Below are 15,915 nucleotides of genomic sequence, written 5' to 3'. Positions count from 1 at the left end.
TAGGTCCGTTCCTCGACCTGCGGCAAGGGGTCGAGAAACGGCCTACGCGTGGGTGGTCGTGATCTCCATTGCGAAAGCCTCTGGCCGAACAACAAGATTTGCTCACGCCAGTCCGAAATTGCCTTGGCTCGCGTCCGACGTGCTGCTTGTCGGGCGGAATATCGGCGGATGGCTCCTCGCAAATATGACAGGAGAGATAGCAATCCTGTTTTGATCGGCCTGGATGCCGAAGTTCTCGGTTTGATCCATCTGCCAAGGTGAAACCTGACGATACGGGTGTCCGAATACACCTGTTCTATTTCGTTACAGTTAGCTGAGACGCGTTCCCCCAACCGTGGTCATTTTCCAGCAGATTGGACAATCTCCGATTTGGCACGCTTTGTGCTTAGGGGTTACCAACTATGATATAATGGAGGGAGAGGATAATGGGTAATCTCAATAAAGGTTCGCTTTTGAAGGCGGCCCTGTGGGGAGGCGTTGCGTTGTGTACGCCGATGGCCAGCACGGCGGCATGGGCGACCGACGTTGATGCCGGCGACTATGTCGCACTGCCGCCGGGATCCAATCTGGCCATTGTCTATGCGCAATTTGCCGAGCGCGACGCCATCTATGCCAAGGGCGACAAGCAGCCGGGTGATCCCGGATTGGACTCGACCGTATTCATTCTGCGCGGCGTTCACTATATGGACATTGCCGGCCTGACGGTCGACCCGCAGTTTCTGCTTCCGCTCGGTCAGCTGGAAGGGAAGGGCGATACGCACGCTTTGGGTAAAAGCGGCGGCGCGGCCGGCGATCTTATCCTCGCAGCCACCGTTTGGCTGGTGAACAAGCCCAAGAGCAATACCTATTTCGGTATCACGCCATTCGTCTATGTGCCGACAGGATCATATGATCGCACCCGCCCCCTGAACCTGGGCGAGAACCGTTGGAAGTTCGTGCTCCAGGGCGGCTTCGTTAAGGGGGTCACGCCCAAGATCTCGATCGACCTCGTCGGCGACGTGACCTTCTATGGCAAGAATAACGACTTCGGCTCGTCTTCCGCGCGTCTGACGCAATCCGCAAGCGGGCAGTTCCAGGCTTTCGCCCGTTATCAGCTCAAGCCGAACCTCGATTTCCGCGTCGGCGGCTCGTTCGTCACGGGTGGCGAGACGAGGATCGATGGCATCAGGCAGCAGGATCAAGCGAGCAATTGGAAGGGCAATGTCGGAATGGCCTGGTTTCCGGCGAAGACCGTGCAATTGCTCGCCACCTACGGCCGCGACATTTCGGTGAGGAGCGGATTTCGGGAATCGAACCGCCTCAATTTGCGTCTTCTGAAGGTCTTCTAAGTATTTGAGAGAAAGAACAAAGACATGTCGATCATCTTTTTCGGGCGGGGAAAGCCGGGGCGAATGGCCCTTGTGGGGGCGGGCTTCCTCTTGCTGGGTACGACACTGAGTGGTTGCTCGCGGTCGAACGAAGCGAGCAACCGGGCACCCGTCGATACCTCGAAAATCGCCGGGAAAATTAACGGTGACTTTATTGTCAAGAACGCTGCGACTTCCGAGGAATGGCCCAGCTACGGCCTCGACTATTCGGAAACGCGCTTCAGCAAGCTGTCCCAGATATCCACTGACAATGTCGCCCGACTGGGTTTGGCCTGGACCTATGATCTGGGCTCGACCCGCGGCGTAGAGGCAACGCCGCTTGTTGTGGACGGGATCATGTACGTGACAGCATCCTGGAGCGTCGTGCATGCAATCAATGTACGGACGGGGAAGCAGTTGTGGACGTTCGATCCGCAAGTGCCGCGCAGCGCGGGCGGCAAGGGGTGCTGTGACGTCGTGAACCGGGGCGTGGCCGTCTATGAGGGAAAAGTCTTCGTCGGAGCCTTCGATGGTCGTCTCATCGCGCTTGATGCGGCGTCCGGCGCCAAATTGTGGGAAGAGGACACCAGACTATCGCCGGACTCGCCAGCCACCATCACCGGCGCGCCGCGTGTGTACAAGGGCAAGGTCATCATTGGTAACGGTGGCGCGGAGCTGGGGTTGCGTGGCTATATCACCGCCTATGATGCGTCGTCGGGCAAGAAGCTCTGGCGCTGGTTCACGGTCCCGGGAGATCCATCGAAGCCGTTTGAGAACAAGGCGATGGAAGCCGCCGCCAAGACCTGGGACCCCAGCGGACGCTATTGGGAGGCGGGCGGTGGCGGCACCGTCTGGAACAGCATGGCGTTCGATCCGCAGCTCAATCTCATGTATATCGGCGTCGGAAACGGGGCGCCTTGGTCGCGCAATCGCCGCAGTCCCAAGGGCGGCGACAATCTCTATCTCGGATCGATCGTCGCGCTCAATCCTGATACCGGCGAATATGTCTGGCACTATCAGGAGACGCCGGGGGACAACTGGGATTACACGTCGACGCAGGATATGATCCTGGCCGACATGACGGTCGACGGCGCGCCGCGCAAAGTGATCCTGCATGCGCCCAAGAACGGCTTCTTCTTCGTCATCGATCGGACAAACGGCAAATTCATCTCCGCGAAGAATTTCGTGCCGGTGAACTGGGCCTCGGGCTATGACAAGGCGGGCAGGCCTATCGAATTGCCCGGCGTCCGCTCGGCCACGCCCTATGAGATCATTCCCGGTCCTTTTGGCGGGCACAACTGGCATTCCATGTCGTTCAATCCGGCTTTGGGGCTGGCGTTCATTCCCGCGCAGCATGTGCCGCTTTCGCTGGCGGACGATCCGAAATGGAAATATCGCTCCAACATTCCAGGCCAGCCCATGAGCGGCATCGGTTGGAACACAGGCAGTTTGCTGGGAGGCGCGGCGACGAAGGCCAAACCCTTCGGTCGCCTGATCGCATGGGACCCGGTGCGCCAGAAGCAAGTCTGGAGTCAGGAACAAGTTTCGCCGTGGAATGGTGGCACGCTGACCACAGCGGGGAATCTGGTGTTCCAAGGAACCGCAGATGGGCATTTCGTAGCCTATGATGCGCGCAACGGCCATAAAATGTGGGAGTCGCCGGTAGGCAGTGGCGTCATCGCGGCTCCGATCACCTACCAGATCGATGGCAAGCAGTATGTCTCGATTGCGGTGGGTTGGGGCGGTGTTTTCGGTGAGTCCCAGCGCGCTACCGACCGCAGTTCGCCTGGTACGGTCTACACCTTCGTCATCGGCGGCAAGGCGCCGTTGCCGCAGTTCGGAAAATATGAGCAGGGGGAACTGCTCTCGGGCGTGCCCTATGACAAGAAGGACGTCGCTCCTGGAGGCGCACTCTACGTCAGCAACTGTCTGTTCTGCCATGGCGTTCCTGGCGTCGACAAGGGAGGCAATTTGCCCAACCTGGGTTATGCGCCCCGCGAGGCGATCGCCAATCTTGAAGCGTTCGTTTTCGAAGGTGCGATGGCCGAGCAGGGTATGCCCGATTTCAAGGGCAAGCTTACCGCAGAGGACGTCAAGAAGCTCAAGGCGTTCATTCAAGGCACTGCAGATTCTGTGCGCGGACAACCTGCCGCGAGCGCAAAACCGAAAAAATAGGCTCGCTTAGAGAGGATGACCGGCGGTTTCGGCGCCCGCCGCCGGTCATCCGATCCTTTGTGAAAAGGCGGCGACAAACGCTTGCGCCGGTCAGGACTGAAGACCGGCGACCATGGGGCGCTCTGGATGCCCTGCATATTCGATTTTCCCACGTATGTGGCTGGAGACAAGCATGTCTGATTATAAGTTGCTGATTGGGGGCCAACTCGTGGAGGGCGATGGCACGCTCGAGGTCATCAACCCCGCACTCGGCGAAGCGTTCGTGACCGTGCCGCGCGCTTCAGCGGCTCAGGCCGACGAAGCCATCAAAGCCGCCAAGGCAGCCTATCCCGGCTGGGCCGAGACGCCCTTCGCGCAGCGCCAGGCCAAGCTCATCGAGCTTGCCGATGCCATCGCGGCCGATGGCGACAATCTCGCGCGCCTGCTGGTGCAAGAACAGGGCAAGCCCTTTGCCGAGGCCCAGGGGGAAGTTGCGTGGACGGAAGGATATCTCCGGCACTACGCCACTCTCGAGCTTCCCGACCGGGTCATACAGGACGATGAGCAGGCCCATATCGTCGTCAAGCATCGGCCGCTAGGCGTGGTCGTCGGGATCATCGCATGGAACTTCCCGCTGCTCGTCGCCTGCTGGAAGATCGGTCCCGCCGTGCTGGCGGGAAACAGCATCATCTTGAAGCCGGCCCCTACCACGCCCGTCACCGCCCTTGCATTAGGCGCGCTGTGCCGAGACATCTTCCCGGCGGGCGTGGTCAACATCATCACCGACGATAATGACCTGGGGCCGCATCTCACCGCCCATCCGGATGTCGCCAAAATTGGCTTCACGGGTTCGACCGCCACCGGCAAGCGGATCGCGGCGAGCAGCGCTGATACGCTCAAGCGCGTCACGCTCGAGCTGGGCGGCAACGATCCGGCCATCGTGCTGGAGGATGTCGATGTGCGTGAGACGGCGCTGGCGATCTTCAACGGCGCGTTCCTCAACTGCGGACAGGTCTGCCTGGCGGTGAAGCGGGCCTATGTGCATGAATCGATCTACGAGGCGATGTGCGACGAATTGGCAAGGCTGGCGCAGGAAGCCGTCGTCGATGACGGACTGAAGCAGGGAACGAATATCGGTCCGATCCAGAACCGCGCGCAATTTGAAAAGGTGAAGGGATTCCTGGAGGCGGCCCGGCGCGACGGCAAGATCATCGCCGGTGGCGAAGCCATGGAGCGAGCCGGCTATTTCATCCAACCGACCATCGTCCGGGATATCAGCGACGGCCATACGATCGTGGATGAAGAGCAATTCGGACCCATATTGCCGGTCATCGCCTTCTCGGATGTGGACGACGTGGTACGCTGCGTCAATTCCTCCGAATACGGCCTGGGTGGATCCATCTGGTCGAAAGATGTCGAGCGCGCCGCGGCGATCGCCGAGCGTATCGAAAGCGGTCAGATGTGGGTCAACCAGCATATCGCGATCGGCCCGCACATCCCCATGGCCGGCTTCAAAAATTCCGGCCTGGGTGTCGAGCAGTCCGTCGAGGGCCTCGCCGAATATACGCAGCTCCAAGTGATCAACATCAAGAGGTGACCGTGCTCTCAATTGCGAAAGGCGCGGCTGATGTTCCGCTGCTGGAGATGACGCTGGGAGAAGCCCTATCGGTGGCTGCCCGGCGCTGGGGGAGTGAACTGGCATTGGTTTCCCGGCATCAGAATATATGCTGGAGCTGGCAGGAACTGAACCGCGAAGCGGAACGGGTCGCGTGCGGACTGCTCGATCATGGGGTGCGTCGCGGCGATCGGGTCGGCATCTGGGCGCCCAATTGCGCCGAATGGACCGTGATTCAATTCGCGACCGCCAAGATCGGCGCGATCCTGGTAAACATCAATCCTGCCTATCGTGTCAGCGAAATCGAGTATGCGCTCGCAAAGGTCGGCTGCAGCGTGCTGGTGACGGCATCTGCCTTCAAAAGCAGTAACTACATCGCCATGCTACGCGAGATCGGGACGCGTAGTTTACCTGACCTTCGCCTGGTGATTTCGCTTGGTGAGCAGGCACATGACGGTTTCATTCCTTGGGAGCAACTGCGCGTGTCGGCGGATCCCCTGCTGCTGGGCGCGGCATCGGAAAGTCTGCGACCGGACGATGCCATCAACATACAATTCACCAGCGGCACGACGGGTTTTCCAAAGGGGGCAACGCTTACGCATCGCAACATTCTCAACAATGGTTATTTTTCGGGACAAACCATCAATCTCACCGTCAAGGACCGCATCTGCATTCCGGTTCCGCTCTATCATTGCTTCGGCATGGTCCTGGGTAATCTTGCATCCGTGACGAGCGGGGCTGCGATGATCTACCCCGGAGAGGCTTATGATGCGCGGATGACACTTGAGGCGGTGCGAGATGAACGTTGTACGGCGCTTTACGGAGTGCCGACCATGCTGATCACGATCCTCAACCATCCGGACCTCGATCAGTTCGACGTCTCGTCCTTGCGCACCGGGATCATGGCGGGCGCCCCTTGCCCGGCGGCCATGATGGAGCAGATCATGGATCGGTTGAACATGCGCGAGGTGACTATCGGCTATGGCATGACCGAAACCAGTCCCCTGACGACGCAGACGTCGATAGACGATCCCGTCGCAGAGCGAGTGGCGACGGTGGGCCGCGTCCACCCTCATGCCGAAGCAAAGATCGTAGGGTTGAACGGCGAGACATTGCAGGTGAACCAACAGGGCGAATATTGCTCGCGCGGATATGCGGTGATGCAGGGATATTGGAACGATCCGGAAAAGACCGACGATGCCATCGACGCGGAAGGATGGATGCACTCGGGCGATCTCGCGGTGATGGATGAGCGGGGCTATGTTCGCATTACCGGCCGCATCAAGGACATGATCATCCGGGGCGGCGAGAATATCTATCCGCGCGAGCTCGAGGAATTCCTGCTTGGCCACCCGTTGATCGTCGATGTGCAGGTCTTTGGCGTCAGCGACGCTAAATTTGGTGAGGAAGTCTGCGCATGGGTCATAGCGCGAGCCGGCCATCGGCTGAGCGCCGACGATGTGATTGCCCACTGCCGGGGTAAGATCGCCCACTACAAGGTTCCCCGCTATGTCCGCATCGTCGAGGGCTTCGCTATGACGGTCACGGGCAAGGCGCAGAAGTTCGAGATGCGCAAGACGATGGAAGCTGAACTGGGCTTGGTGGCTTGAGTATTCCTCTCCCCTTGAGCCACTATGGTCGGCCAGGCGCATGTGTCGCCTGGCCGACCATTTTTGTGATCGCCAGGCATCGATCTGTTTCGGCACGATCGGATCTTCCAGAGAAGGAGAGATGGTTGTTCGCGTCCGTCGAACAAGCTAGCATGACGGGCGATAAAGATGTTCGAATGGAGAGAGGGATCAGCGCCGTCCGGTCCAGGCGCCGGGCACCCCACCGTTCGGAAAGACAACGGTACGAGAGGCAATCCATGAATCTGGAACAGGTCCGCCAGACAAGGAGGGCACGAGATCTTTTCTTCTCGGGCGAGAGTATCGTGTCGCAGTGGGTGCCCGAGCCGATCACGCGTTCCTGGGAGCGATCAAGACGCCTGGGTTTGAGCGCGTCCGACAAGAGGTTGTTCGACATGGCGGCGCCTGGCGAACGCCGGATCGCCACAGAAAGGGGTGAACGGCTCATTCGCTATGCGATGCCGGAGATGACACGGCTTTACAAAGCGTTTCACACGCAGGATTGGGTGCTGGCCTGCCTTGACGTCAGCGGATTTGTCATTTGCTCGATCGGCGACGCCGAAGGGCCGTGCCGCGAACTGGAGAGTCTTTTCCGGAACGGGGTTTCCCTCAGCGAAAGTGCGATCGGCACCGGAGCGCCGGGATGCGCGCTCGTGGAACAGAAACCCTTTATTGTCCACGCCAACGAGCATTTCCTTGACGAGATTCATGGCTATTCTTGCGCGGCCGTTCCTCTGTTCGACGTTAACGGGGACCTGATCGGCGTCTTGAATGCCACCTGCCGCAGCGGCAGGGATCTGTCATCAGTTTGCGAGGCGTTGCGGGTTGCCGCCCGAGCCATAGAAAATCATATGCTGCTTGACCTTCCGGGCGCTCTGCACGTCTCGTTACATTATCACCCTGACCTGCTTCGCACGCCCTTGGCTGCCGTTCTCGCTTTCTCGGAACATGGGCAATTGCTCGGTGGGAACCAGATCGCGCGCAAGCTGCTTGGGCATACGCGTTCGGCGACAGAGTTCGATCACATGTTCGACCTGCCTTTTGCGCGTGCGGTTGACGAGCTTAGCGGCCGCAATGCCGAACCGATCGTGACAGACACGCCGGCCGGCATCCGCGTCCACCTCAGTCTCGCCCGCCATGCAGATGACGTTATGCGGGTTGGTAAGGCGCTCTTGCCGCCGCCCTCGGGCAAGCGTTCGTCTCATGCCTCTTCTGACATGTTCTGTTCCGATCCCGCCCTGCTGGACACCATTGGCGACGCGAAGCTGGCGTTCGCTCGTGATATTCCTGTTCTCCTAACCGGCGAGACGGGAACTGGAAAGGAGGTTCTTGCGCGGGAGCTGCACGCCTCAGGGCCGCGGCGAAACGGGCCGTTCGTGCCGGTAAATTGTGCGTCCATTCCCGACGGACTGATCGAGGCCGAATTGTTCGGATATGTGGAAGGGGCGTTTACCGGCGCTCGCCGGGGAGGCGCTCCGGGTAAATTTGAGCAGGCCCATGGTGGAACACTCTTCCTGGATGAGATCGGGGACATGCCGCTCTCGCTACAGGCTCGTCTTCTGCGGGTTCTGCAGGAGCGGGCCGTCATGCCGGTGGGCGGATCGAAGGACAGGCCGATCGATATCTCTCTGGTCTGTGCGACCCATCGTGACCTCAAGGCGCTCGTCGCCACGGGCGAATTTCGGGAAGACCTTTACTACCGCATTGATGGACTCTGCGTCACCTTGCCCCCCTTACGCGAGCGAGCGGATTTGTCGGAACTCATAGGACAAATCGTCGATCGCGAAATCGGCGATCGTTTGACACTTTCCCTCTCGGATGACGCACTGGAATGTCTGCGGTCCTTCGCATGGCCCGGGAACATCCGCCAACTGAGCCTCATTCTTCGTCGGGCCATCGCGCTCGCTGCCGGGAGCGCGCTGATCGCGCCAAGGCATCTTCCAGAGGAGATGAGGCAAACTCGTTCGAATGTGGGGCGCGAGGTGGCTTCGCTCGAACGAACGGAGCGGGATGCGGTATTAATGGCGCTCCATCAATGTGCGGGAAATATTGCCGCTACGGCTCGTCAATTGGGGGTCGGCCGGCCGACGCTTTATCGTAAGATGCGTAAGTATAATATCGAAGTGCAGGGCGTTAAGACCATATTTTAACTCTCCATGACGTGTTAGTTGGTTGCGCATTAGCCTTACCGCAAGGTTTTTCGGTTATTTGCGCGAAACAGATAAATGAGAATCATTACGTAGATTTGATCTGCATCTGCGACTTGCTCGGGCAATGTTGAGTGATATCCTGCTCATCTCATGCCGGCGCATGCTGTGATCTAACTCAGCTCTGTTAAGCCCGGGTTTCCGCGGCGTCGGCACATGCGTGCGACGCGCGATGGCCCAATCAACGAAAGCTCCAAACTCCAGAGGGCGTGGACGCATCATGAAAGACTATCTGCTGCTGATACTTCTGCTGGTGCCATCCGGAGTGCTGGCGCAGCCCCCCGATGATGCAGGCGCCGATGCACCTTCGATCATCGTAACGGGACAGGGGCTGGGCCTGCCACCCGGTACGCCCGCCTATGGATCGGTGGCGATCGACCGGCAACGGCTGCTCGACAATGCGTCGGGCCGGCTGGAGAATGTGCTGGCCAACGTCGCCGGCTCCCAGCAGTTTCGTCGGTCGGACAGCCGGGCGTCGAACCCGTCCAACCAGGGCGCGACCCTGCGGGCGCTGGGTGGCAATGCATCCAGCCGGACGCTGGTGTTGCTGGACGGCGTGCCCGTGGCCGATCCCTTCTTTGGCTATATTCCTTTCTCCGCGCTGGTTCCGGACCGTCTGTCCGTTGTGCGGGTGACGCGCGGCGGCGGGTCGGGTGCGTTCGGCGCGGGCGCTGTCGCCGGCACGATCGAGCTGGCCAGCGCCACGCGCGACCAGTTGCCGGATTTCGCTGCCAGCGCCTTCTATGGCAGCCATGACGCCGCCGAGATGTCGGCCAGCGTCACGCCGGACCTAGGCGGCGGCTATGTTTCGCTGTCGGGGCGCTGGGACCGGGGGAACGGCTTCCAGACCACGCCAAAGTCGCAGCGCGTCGCGGCGACCGTGCCCGCCGCCTATGATAGCTGGTCCACCAATTTACGCGCGGTCGCGCCGCTCTCCGTGACGTCCGAATTGCAGTTCCGCGCCACGATCTTTCAGGACGACAGGACGCTGCGGTTCAAGGGCGCGGACTCCGCGAACGAAGGGCAGGACGCCAGTGTTCGCTTCATCTCGCGCGGCGATTGGCAGGTTGATGCGCTCGCCTATATCCAGGCGCGCAACTTTTCCAATATCGTGATCTCCGCCTCCACCTTCCGCAAGTCGCTCGACCAGCGCAACACGCCGTCCATGGGGCTTGGCGGCAAGATCGAGATCCGCCCGCCGGTCGGGTCGGATCATGTACTGCGGCTGGGCGCGGATACGCGCTTCGCGCTGGGCGACATGTATGAGGACGCCTATGACGCCAATATCGCCAGCAATCCCGTCACCTTCCGCCGCCATGCCGGTGGGCAGCAGGTGACGACCGGCCTGTTCGCCGAGGACGACTGGACGCTAGAAGGCCTGGTGTTGACCGGCGGCGTGCGGGCGGATCACTGGACGATCAGCGACGGCTTCTATCATCAGGCCAACGCCAGCACCGGTGCAGTGACAGCGACCGATTACGCCAACCGGTCCGACTGGCAGTTTTCGGGGCGGGCGGGCGCGATCCTGCGCCTGAGCGGCGCGCTCGCGCTGCGCGGGGCGGGCTATACCGGCTTTCGCCTGCCGACGCTGAACGAGCTGTACCGGCCATTCGTGGTCTTCCCGATCACGACGCAGGCGAACGCGGCGCTGAAGCCCGAGCGCCTGAAGGGCGTGGAGGCGGGCTTCGACCTGACCCCGCTGCCCGGCGTGACCCTGGGCGCGACCGCCTTCTACAACCGGCTGGACGATGCGATCGCCAATGTCACCATCGGCACCAACACCCGCCAGCGCCAGAATGTTAACCGCATCGTCGCCAAGGGGATCGAACTTACGGCCAGCGCGCGTCTGGGCGATTTCGGCCTGTCGGCCTCCTATGCCTACAGCCACAGCGAGGTCGATGCGCCAGGCAAGGCGTTCGACGGCTTCGCGCCCGCGCAGACGCCGCGCAACAGCGCCAGCGCGACGCTGGCCTGGACGCCGGCGCAGGGGCCGACGCTCTCCGCGTCGGTCCATTATGTGTCGAGCCAATATGAGGATGATCTTCAGATCGACACACTGCCCAGGGCGCTGACCGTGGATGCGCTCGCGCGCTTGCCGCTGGGCCATGGCGTCGCGCTGACGGCGCGGGGCGAAAATCTGTTCGACGAGAAGGTGGTGACGCGCAACACCGGCGGATCGATGGACCTGGGCACGCCGCGCACGCTGTGGATCGGCGTCAGTTTCAAGGGCTGATTGTAGGATTACCCAGTCGTGGCCGCGGAACGAAGAGTCTCGGCGAAGAATTTGAGGCTTTGACTGTCTTTTACCCTGCCGGCCGTCACAGGATCGATCAGCATTCCGATCTTCCGGCGCATATGAAAGCCTGAAAGTTCCGGCATTGCGATACCTGGCTGCCGGAAGCAGCGTGGCATTACCGTCATGCCAAGACCCGCCCGTACAAAGACGACCGCACGGTCGTCATTGAATGTGCGGGCGGAAAAAGAAGGTCTGACGCCGCGCTGCGTGAAAAACCGACTGACATCGGACAGGGCTTCGCAGCTTCGACGAACGATCATGTCAGCATCTGCGATTTCCTGAGGATCGACGCTGCTACGCGTCGCGAGAGGATGGTTGTCCGAGAGCGCGAGACTGTAGGGCTCCTCAAAGAGAAGCCGTTCATCATCGACGTCCCCGTTCACGATGCCGATGACCACGTCTAATCGCCCTCGCTCCAGGCGTGGCGCGAGTTCGCTCATTCGTCCTTCGACGATCTCCAGCTTTTCGCCTTCAGCAATGCTCGCTTCACGCGTCGCGCTTTCGATCCACAGCGCGGGCAGGGTCGAAACGAGACCGAGCCGTATAAGTGTTCGCTTTTGATCCACGGCCATTGCCAATGTCGCCTTGGCAAACTCGGCTTCGATGCGGCGTGCGTGGAGAGCGAAAGTCGCGCCATGAGTGGTCAGTTCGACCCGCCTGTTCGTACGCTGGAAAAGCATATGCCCGACGAGGCTCTCGAGCTTGGCTATCCCGACTGACAGGGTGGGCTGGGAAATGCGGCACTGCTGTGCTGCACGCGAGAAATTTCCCTGATCCATTACTGCCAGAAAATAATGGATGAGGTAGCGCTCTATCATAGATGACATCTATCAAATGCTTGCGGTCCGGTCAATTTTTCTAGGGGAATGCCCGATGCTATGCCTGGGGTAGACCCGGCACAATGGAGTGGGCATTTGGCTGCTGATTTTGACTTCGGACTCGGCGACAACGCCGATATGGTTCGCGAGACGACAAGACGCTTCGCGACCGAACGCATTGCTCCGCTGGCAGTGAAGATCGATGCCGAGGACTGGTTCCCGCGCGACGAATTGTGGACCGCGATGGGAGATCTGGGCCTGCACGGCATCACTGTGGAAGAAGAATGGGGTGGTCTCGGATTCGGTTATCTTGAGCATGTTCTTGCCTGCGAGGAGATCAGCCGGGCCTCCGCCTCGATCGGCCTTAGTTATGGCGCCCATTCCAACCTTTGCGTCAACCAGATCCGCCGCTGGGGCAATGAGGATCAGAAGGCGAAATATCTGCCGCGGTTGATTTCCGGCGACCATGTGGGATCGCTGGCCATGTCCGAGGCGGGAGCCGGCTCCGACGTCGTGTCGATGAAGTTGAAGGCGCGAGAGACGAGTGTCGGCTTCGTTCTTGATGGCACGAAATTCTGGATAACCAATGCCACCTATGCCGACACGTTAGTCGTCTATGCTAGGACCGGCGAAGGCAGCAAGGGGATCACCGCTTTCCTTATCGAGAAGGGCATGGCGGGCTTTTCGATCGGGCAGAAGATCGACAAGACGGGAATGCGCGGCTCGCCGACGGCAGAGCTGGTGTTCGACGGCTGCGAAGTCCCGCGCGAAAATGTCATGGGACCGCTCAATGGCGGCGCGAAAGTGTTGATGAGCGGCCTCGACTATGAGCGTGCGGTTCTGGCGGGCATCCAGCTGGGCATCATGCAAGCCTGCCTCGATACGGTCATCCCTTATGTCCGGGACCGCAAGCAGTTTGGCCAGCCGATCGGCTCCTTTCAACTGATGCAGGCGAAGGTCGCCGATATGTATGTCGCGCTCAATTCAGCGCGCGCCTATGTCTACGCCGTGGCACGCAATTGTGACGCGGGCAGGACCACCCGCTTCGATGCGGCCGGCGCAATCCTTCTGGCAAGCGAAAATGCCGTGCGCGTCGCCCTGGAGGCGGTGCAGGCGTTAGGCGGCGCCGGTTATACGAAGGATTGGCCTGTCGAACGCTATATGCGCGATGCCAAGCTTCTGGATATCGGCGCAGGCACCAATGAAATCCGCCGTATGCTGATCGGTCGCGAACTGATCGGCGTGGCGCAATGAGCGGACCTGTCATCCAAACGGCGATCTCGCGCGAAAGCGACATATTTCGCGACAATGTCGGGCATAACCGTGCTCTCGCCGAGGATCTGCGCACGAAGGTCGCGGCCGCCGCGCGGGGCGGATCGGATGCGGCGCGCGAACGGCATGTGGCCCGGGGCAAGCTGCTGCCGCGCGACCGGGTGGAGCGGTTGCTCGATCCCGGCGCGCCTTTCCTTGAAATCGGGCAGCTCGCTGCCGGCGATATGTATGAGGGCGCGGCGCCTGGCGCTGGGGTGATCGGCGGTGTCGGCCGGGTTTCGGGTCGCGAGTGCATGATCCTTGCCAATGATTCGACGGTGAAGGGCGGCGCCTATTTCCCGATGACGGTGAAGAAGCATCTGCGGGCGCAGGAGATCGCCCGCGAGAACCGGCTGCCGTGCCTCTACCTCGTGGACTCGGGCGGCGCGAACCTGCCGCATCAGGCGGACGTCTTCCCCGACCGCGATCATTTCGGGCGCATCTTCTATAATCAGGCCCAGATGTCGGCACAGGGCATCCCCCAGATCGCCTGCGTGATGGGCAGCTGCACGGCGGGCGGCGCCTATGTGCCCGCCATGTCGGACGAGACGATCATCGTGCGAAACCAGGGCACGATCTTCCTCGCCGGTCCGCCGCTGGTGAAGGCCGCGACCGGCGAGATCATCTCGGCCGAGGATCTGGGCGGCGCCGAAACCCATGGGCGCAAATCCGGGGTCGTCGATCATGTCGCAGAGAGTGACGCGCACGCGCTCACGATCGTGCGCGACATCGTCGCGACCCTCAATCGGCCCAAGGCGCTCGACATCGACCTGCAGGCGCCGCGCCCGCCTCTCCATGCGCCAGAAGACCTCTATGGCATCGTGCCGCAGGACGTGCGCGCGCCCTATGATGTGCGCGAGGTCATTGCGCGCATCGTCGACGGATCGGAACTCCATGAGTTCAAGTCGCTCTACGGCACCACTCTGGTCTGCGGTTTCGCGCGCATCTGGGGCATGCCGGTGGCGATCCTCGCCAATAACGGCGTGCTGTTCTCTGAAAGCGCGCTCAAGGGCGCGCATTTCATCGAACTGGCTTGCCAGCGCCGCGTGCCGCTCCTGTTCCTCCAGAACATCTCCGGTTTCATGGTCGGTGGCAAATATGAAGCGGAAGGAATCGCCAAGAACGGCGCCAAGCTGGTGACGGCGGTCGCGACCGCGAGCGTCCCCAAGATCACCGTGCTCATTGGCGGGAGCTTCGGCGCAGGCAATTACGGCATGTGCGGGCGCGCATACCAGCCTCGCTTCCTGTTCACCTGGCCCAATGCGCGGATCTCGGTGATGGGCGGCGAGCAGGCGGCCTCGGTGCTCGCCACCGTCCACAGGGATGCTGACAGGTGGACGCATGAGGAAGCCGAGGCGTTCAAGGCGCCGATCCGCCAGAAATATGAGGAGGAGGGCAATCCCTATCATGCGACGGCGCGGCTATGGGACGATGGCGTGATCGATCTGGTCCAGACCCGCGACGTGCTCGGCCTCGCTTTCGCCGCCACGCTGAACGCGCCGATCCCGGATCGGGCGCAGTTCGGCATCTTCCGGATGTGATGGCGATGCGGACACCCATCACCCGGCCAGCGATCGCGGCCCTTTTCAAGCGACCATTGCTCGATCTCCTGGGCGAGGCCCAGGCGATCCACCGTTGGCACCATGACGCTAATGCCATCCAGCTTTCGACGCTTCTCTCCATCAAGACAGGCGGCTGCGCCGAGGACTGTGGCTATTGCTCGCAATCGGCCCACCACAAGACCGGGCTCAAGGCTGGCAAGCTCGTCGATGTCGACAACGTCGTCACCGCCGCCGCCGTCGCGAAAGCCGCGGGATCATCGCGCTTCTGCATGGGGGCGGCCTGGCGCAGCCCAAAGGCGCGCGACATGCCGGCGCTGCTCGACATGATTGCGCGGGTGAAGGCACTGGGTCTTGAGACCTGCATGACGCTCGGCATGCTGGAAGACGATCAGGCAGAGCGCCTCGCAGGCGCGGGGCTCGATTATTATAACCACAATATCGACACCTCGCCCGAACATTATGGGGCGATCGTCTCGACGCGCCGCTTCGAGGATCGGCTCGACACGCTTTCGCGGGTGCGGGCCGCCGGCATGGCAGTCTGTTGTGGCGGCATCCTCGGCATGGGTGAAAGCCGCGAGGATCGGGTGAGCTTCCTCCACGCGCTCGCCAACCTGCCCGAACCGCCGGAAAGCGTTCCCCTCAACGCCCTCGTACCGGTGCCGGGAACGCCGCTGGGCGACATGCTACGCGATGTGCCGTCGGCCCGGATCGACGATATCGAGTTCGTCCGTACCGTCGCGGTTGCCCGGATCCTGATGCCGAGGTCGGTGGTGCGCCTGTCGGCGGGCCGGGAAAGCATGTCCGAGACGATGCAGGCGCTGTGCTTCATGGCGGGCGCCAATTCCATCTTCACGGGCGACCGATTGCTGACAGCCGGCAATGCCGGCGCGAACAGCGACGCGGCCCTTTTCGCAAAGCTCGGGCTCTTCGCCCTCGACACACAAGATGGCGGCCAGGAGGCGGCCGCATGAAAGGCCG

Annotated in this window: 10 protein-coding genes; 9 read left to right on the top strand and 1 reads right to left on the bottom strand. The window is 61.3% G+C overall.

From position 1 onward, the window contains the following. Positions 1–425: 425 nt before the first annotated feature. From L6Q21_RS00915 to L6Q21_RS00890, 6 genes are all read left to right on the top strand, one after another. Positions 426–1,328: a transporter gene (locus L6Q21_RS00915; protein WP_062343895.1), complete on the top strand. Its 903-nt coding sequence runs from the start codon at positions 426–428 to the stop codon at positions 1,326–1,328. 24 nt (positions 1,329–1,352) lie between these two features. Continuing rightward, on the top strand, positions 1,353–3,521 hold the full coding sequence (locus tag L6Q21_RS00910) for a PQQ-dependent dehydrogenase, methanol/ethanol family (protein ID WP_107917704.1): 2,169 nt from the start codon (positions 1,353–1,355) through the stop codon (positions 3,519–3,521). A 172-nt stretch (positions 3,522–3,693) separates the two neighbouring features. Continuing rightward, on the top strand, positions 3,694–5,097 hold the full coding sequence (locus L6Q21_RS00905) for an aldehyde dehydrogenase family protein (RefSeq protein ID WP_011950407.1): 1,404 nt from the start codon (positions 3,694–3,696) through the stop codon (positions 5,095–5,097). A 47-nt stretch (positions 5,098–5,144) separates the two neighbouring features. Further along, positions 5,145–6,725, top strand: a complete 1,581-nt coding sequence (locus tag L6Q21_RS00900; RefSeq protein ID WP_049771327.1) for an AMP-binding protein — start codon at positions 5,145–5,147, stop codon at positions 6,723–6,725. Positions 6,726–6,982: 257 nt separating this feature from the next. After that, a complete protein-coding gene (locus L6Q21_RS00895) occupies positions 6,983–8,893 on the top strand; it encodes a sigma-54-dependent Fis family transcriptional regulator (RefSeq protein ID WP_030540404.1) in 1,911 nt (636 codons plus the stop codon). A 277-nt stretch (positions 8,894–9,170) separates the two neighbouring features. Beyond that, positions 9,171–11,183 (top strand): TonB-dependent receptor, encoded by a 2,013-nt coding sequence (locus tag L6Q21_RS00890; protein ID WP_030540405.1) that lies wholly within the window; start codon positions 9,171–9,173, stop codon positions 11,181–11,183. A gap of 8 nt (positions 11,184–11,191) precedes the next feature. Here the strand turns inward: L6Q21_RS00890 and L6Q21_RS00885 are convergent, their stop codons facing one another. Then, positions 11,192–12,064, bottom strand: a complete 873-nt coding sequence (locus tag L6Q21_RS00885) for a LysR family transcriptional regulator (protein WP_030540406.1) — start codon at positions 12,062–12,064, stop codon at positions 11,192–11,194. 138 nt (positions 12,065–12,202) lie between these two features. Between L6Q21_RS00885 and L6Q21_RS00880 the strand changes: the two genes are divergently transcribed. The 3 genes from L6Q21_RS00880 to bioB are packed head-to-tail and all read left to right on the top strand — an operon-like array spanning position 12,203 to position 15,908. Beyond that, the gene (locus L6Q21_RS00880) at positions 12,203–13,318 is read left to right on the top strand and encodes an acyl-CoA dehydrogenase family protein (protein WP_223810981.1); all 1,116 of its coding nucleotides are present in this window, start codon (positions 12,203–12,205) and stop codon (positions 13,316–13,318) included. Next, on the top strand, positions 13,315–14,916 hold the full coding sequence (locus L6Q21_RS00875; protein ID WP_030540408.1) for a carboxyl transferase domain-containing protein: 1,602 nt from the start codon (positions 13,315–13,317) through the stop codon (positions 14,914–14,916). The genes L6Q21_RS00880 and L6Q21_RS00875 overlap by 4 nt, the downstream gene beginning before the upstream one ends. A 5-nt stretch (positions 14,917–14,921) precedes the next feature. Next, positions 14,922–15,908 carry a biotin synthase BioB gene (gene bioB / locus L6Q21_RS00870; RefSeq protein WP_030540409.1) on the top strand — a complete coding sequence of 329 codons (987 nt, stop codon included), beginning with the start codon at positions 14,922–14,924 and terminating at the stop codon, positions 15,906–15,908. Positions 15,909–15,915 lie beyond the last annotated feature (7 nt).

Origin of the sequence: Sandaracinobacteroides sayramensis (assembly GCF_022014495.1) — a bacterium.
GTDB classification, from domain to species: Bacteria; Pseudomonadota; Alphaproteobacteria; order Sphingomonadales; family Sphingomonadaceae; genus Sandaracinobacteroides; species Sandaracinobacteroides sayramense.
The sequence above is the reverse complement of the archived record's forward strand: the minus strand, read 5'-3'. Positions and strand labels throughout refer to the sequence as shown.

What these genes read in the sequence shown, in the direction of transcription:
- L6Q21_RS00915 (WP_062343895.1), top strand. Translation starts at nt 426, where the DNA reads ATGGGTAATCTCAATAAAGGTTCGCTTTTGAAGGCGGCCCTGTGGGGA.
- L6Q21_RS00910 (WP_107917704.1), top strand. Translation starts at nt 1,353, where the DNA reads ATGTCGATCATCTTTTTCGGGCGGGGAAAGCCGGGGCGAATGGCCCTT.
- L6Q21_RS00905 (WP_011950407.1), top strand. Translation starts at nt 3,694, where the DNA reads ATGTCTGATTATAAGTTGCTGATTGGGGGCCAACTCGTGGAGGGCGAT.
- L6Q21_RS00900 (WP_049771327.1), top strand. Translation starts at nt 5,145, where the DNA reads ATGACGCTGGGAGAAGCCCTATCGGTGGCTGCCCGGCGCTGGGGGAGT.
- L6Q21_RS00895 (WP_030540404.1), top strand. Translation starts at nt 6,983, where the DNA reads ATGAATCTGGAACAGGTCCGCCAGACAAGGAGGGCACGAGATCTTTTC.
- L6Q21_RS00890 (WP_030540405.1), top strand. Translation starts at nt 9,171, where the DNA reads ATGAAAGACTATCTGCTGCTGATACTTCTGCTGGTGCCATCCGGAGTG.
- L6Q21_RS00885 (WP_030540406.1), bottom strand. Translation starts at nt 12,064, where the DNA reads ATGATAGAGCGCTACCTCATCCATTATTTTCTGGCAGTAATGGATCAG.
- L6Q21_RS00880 (WP_223810981.1), top strand. Translation starts at nt 12,203, where the DNA reads ATGGTTCGCGAGACGACAAGACGCTTCGCGACCGAACGCATTGCTCCG.
- L6Q21_RS00875 (WP_030540408.1), top strand. Translation starts at nt 13,315, where the DNA reads ATGAGCGGACCTGTCATCCAAACGGCGATCTCGCGCGAAAGCGACATA.
- bioB (WP_030540409.1), top strand. Translation starts at nt 14,922, where the DNA reads ATGCGGACACCCATCACCCGGCCAGCGATCGCGGCCCTTTTCAAGCGA.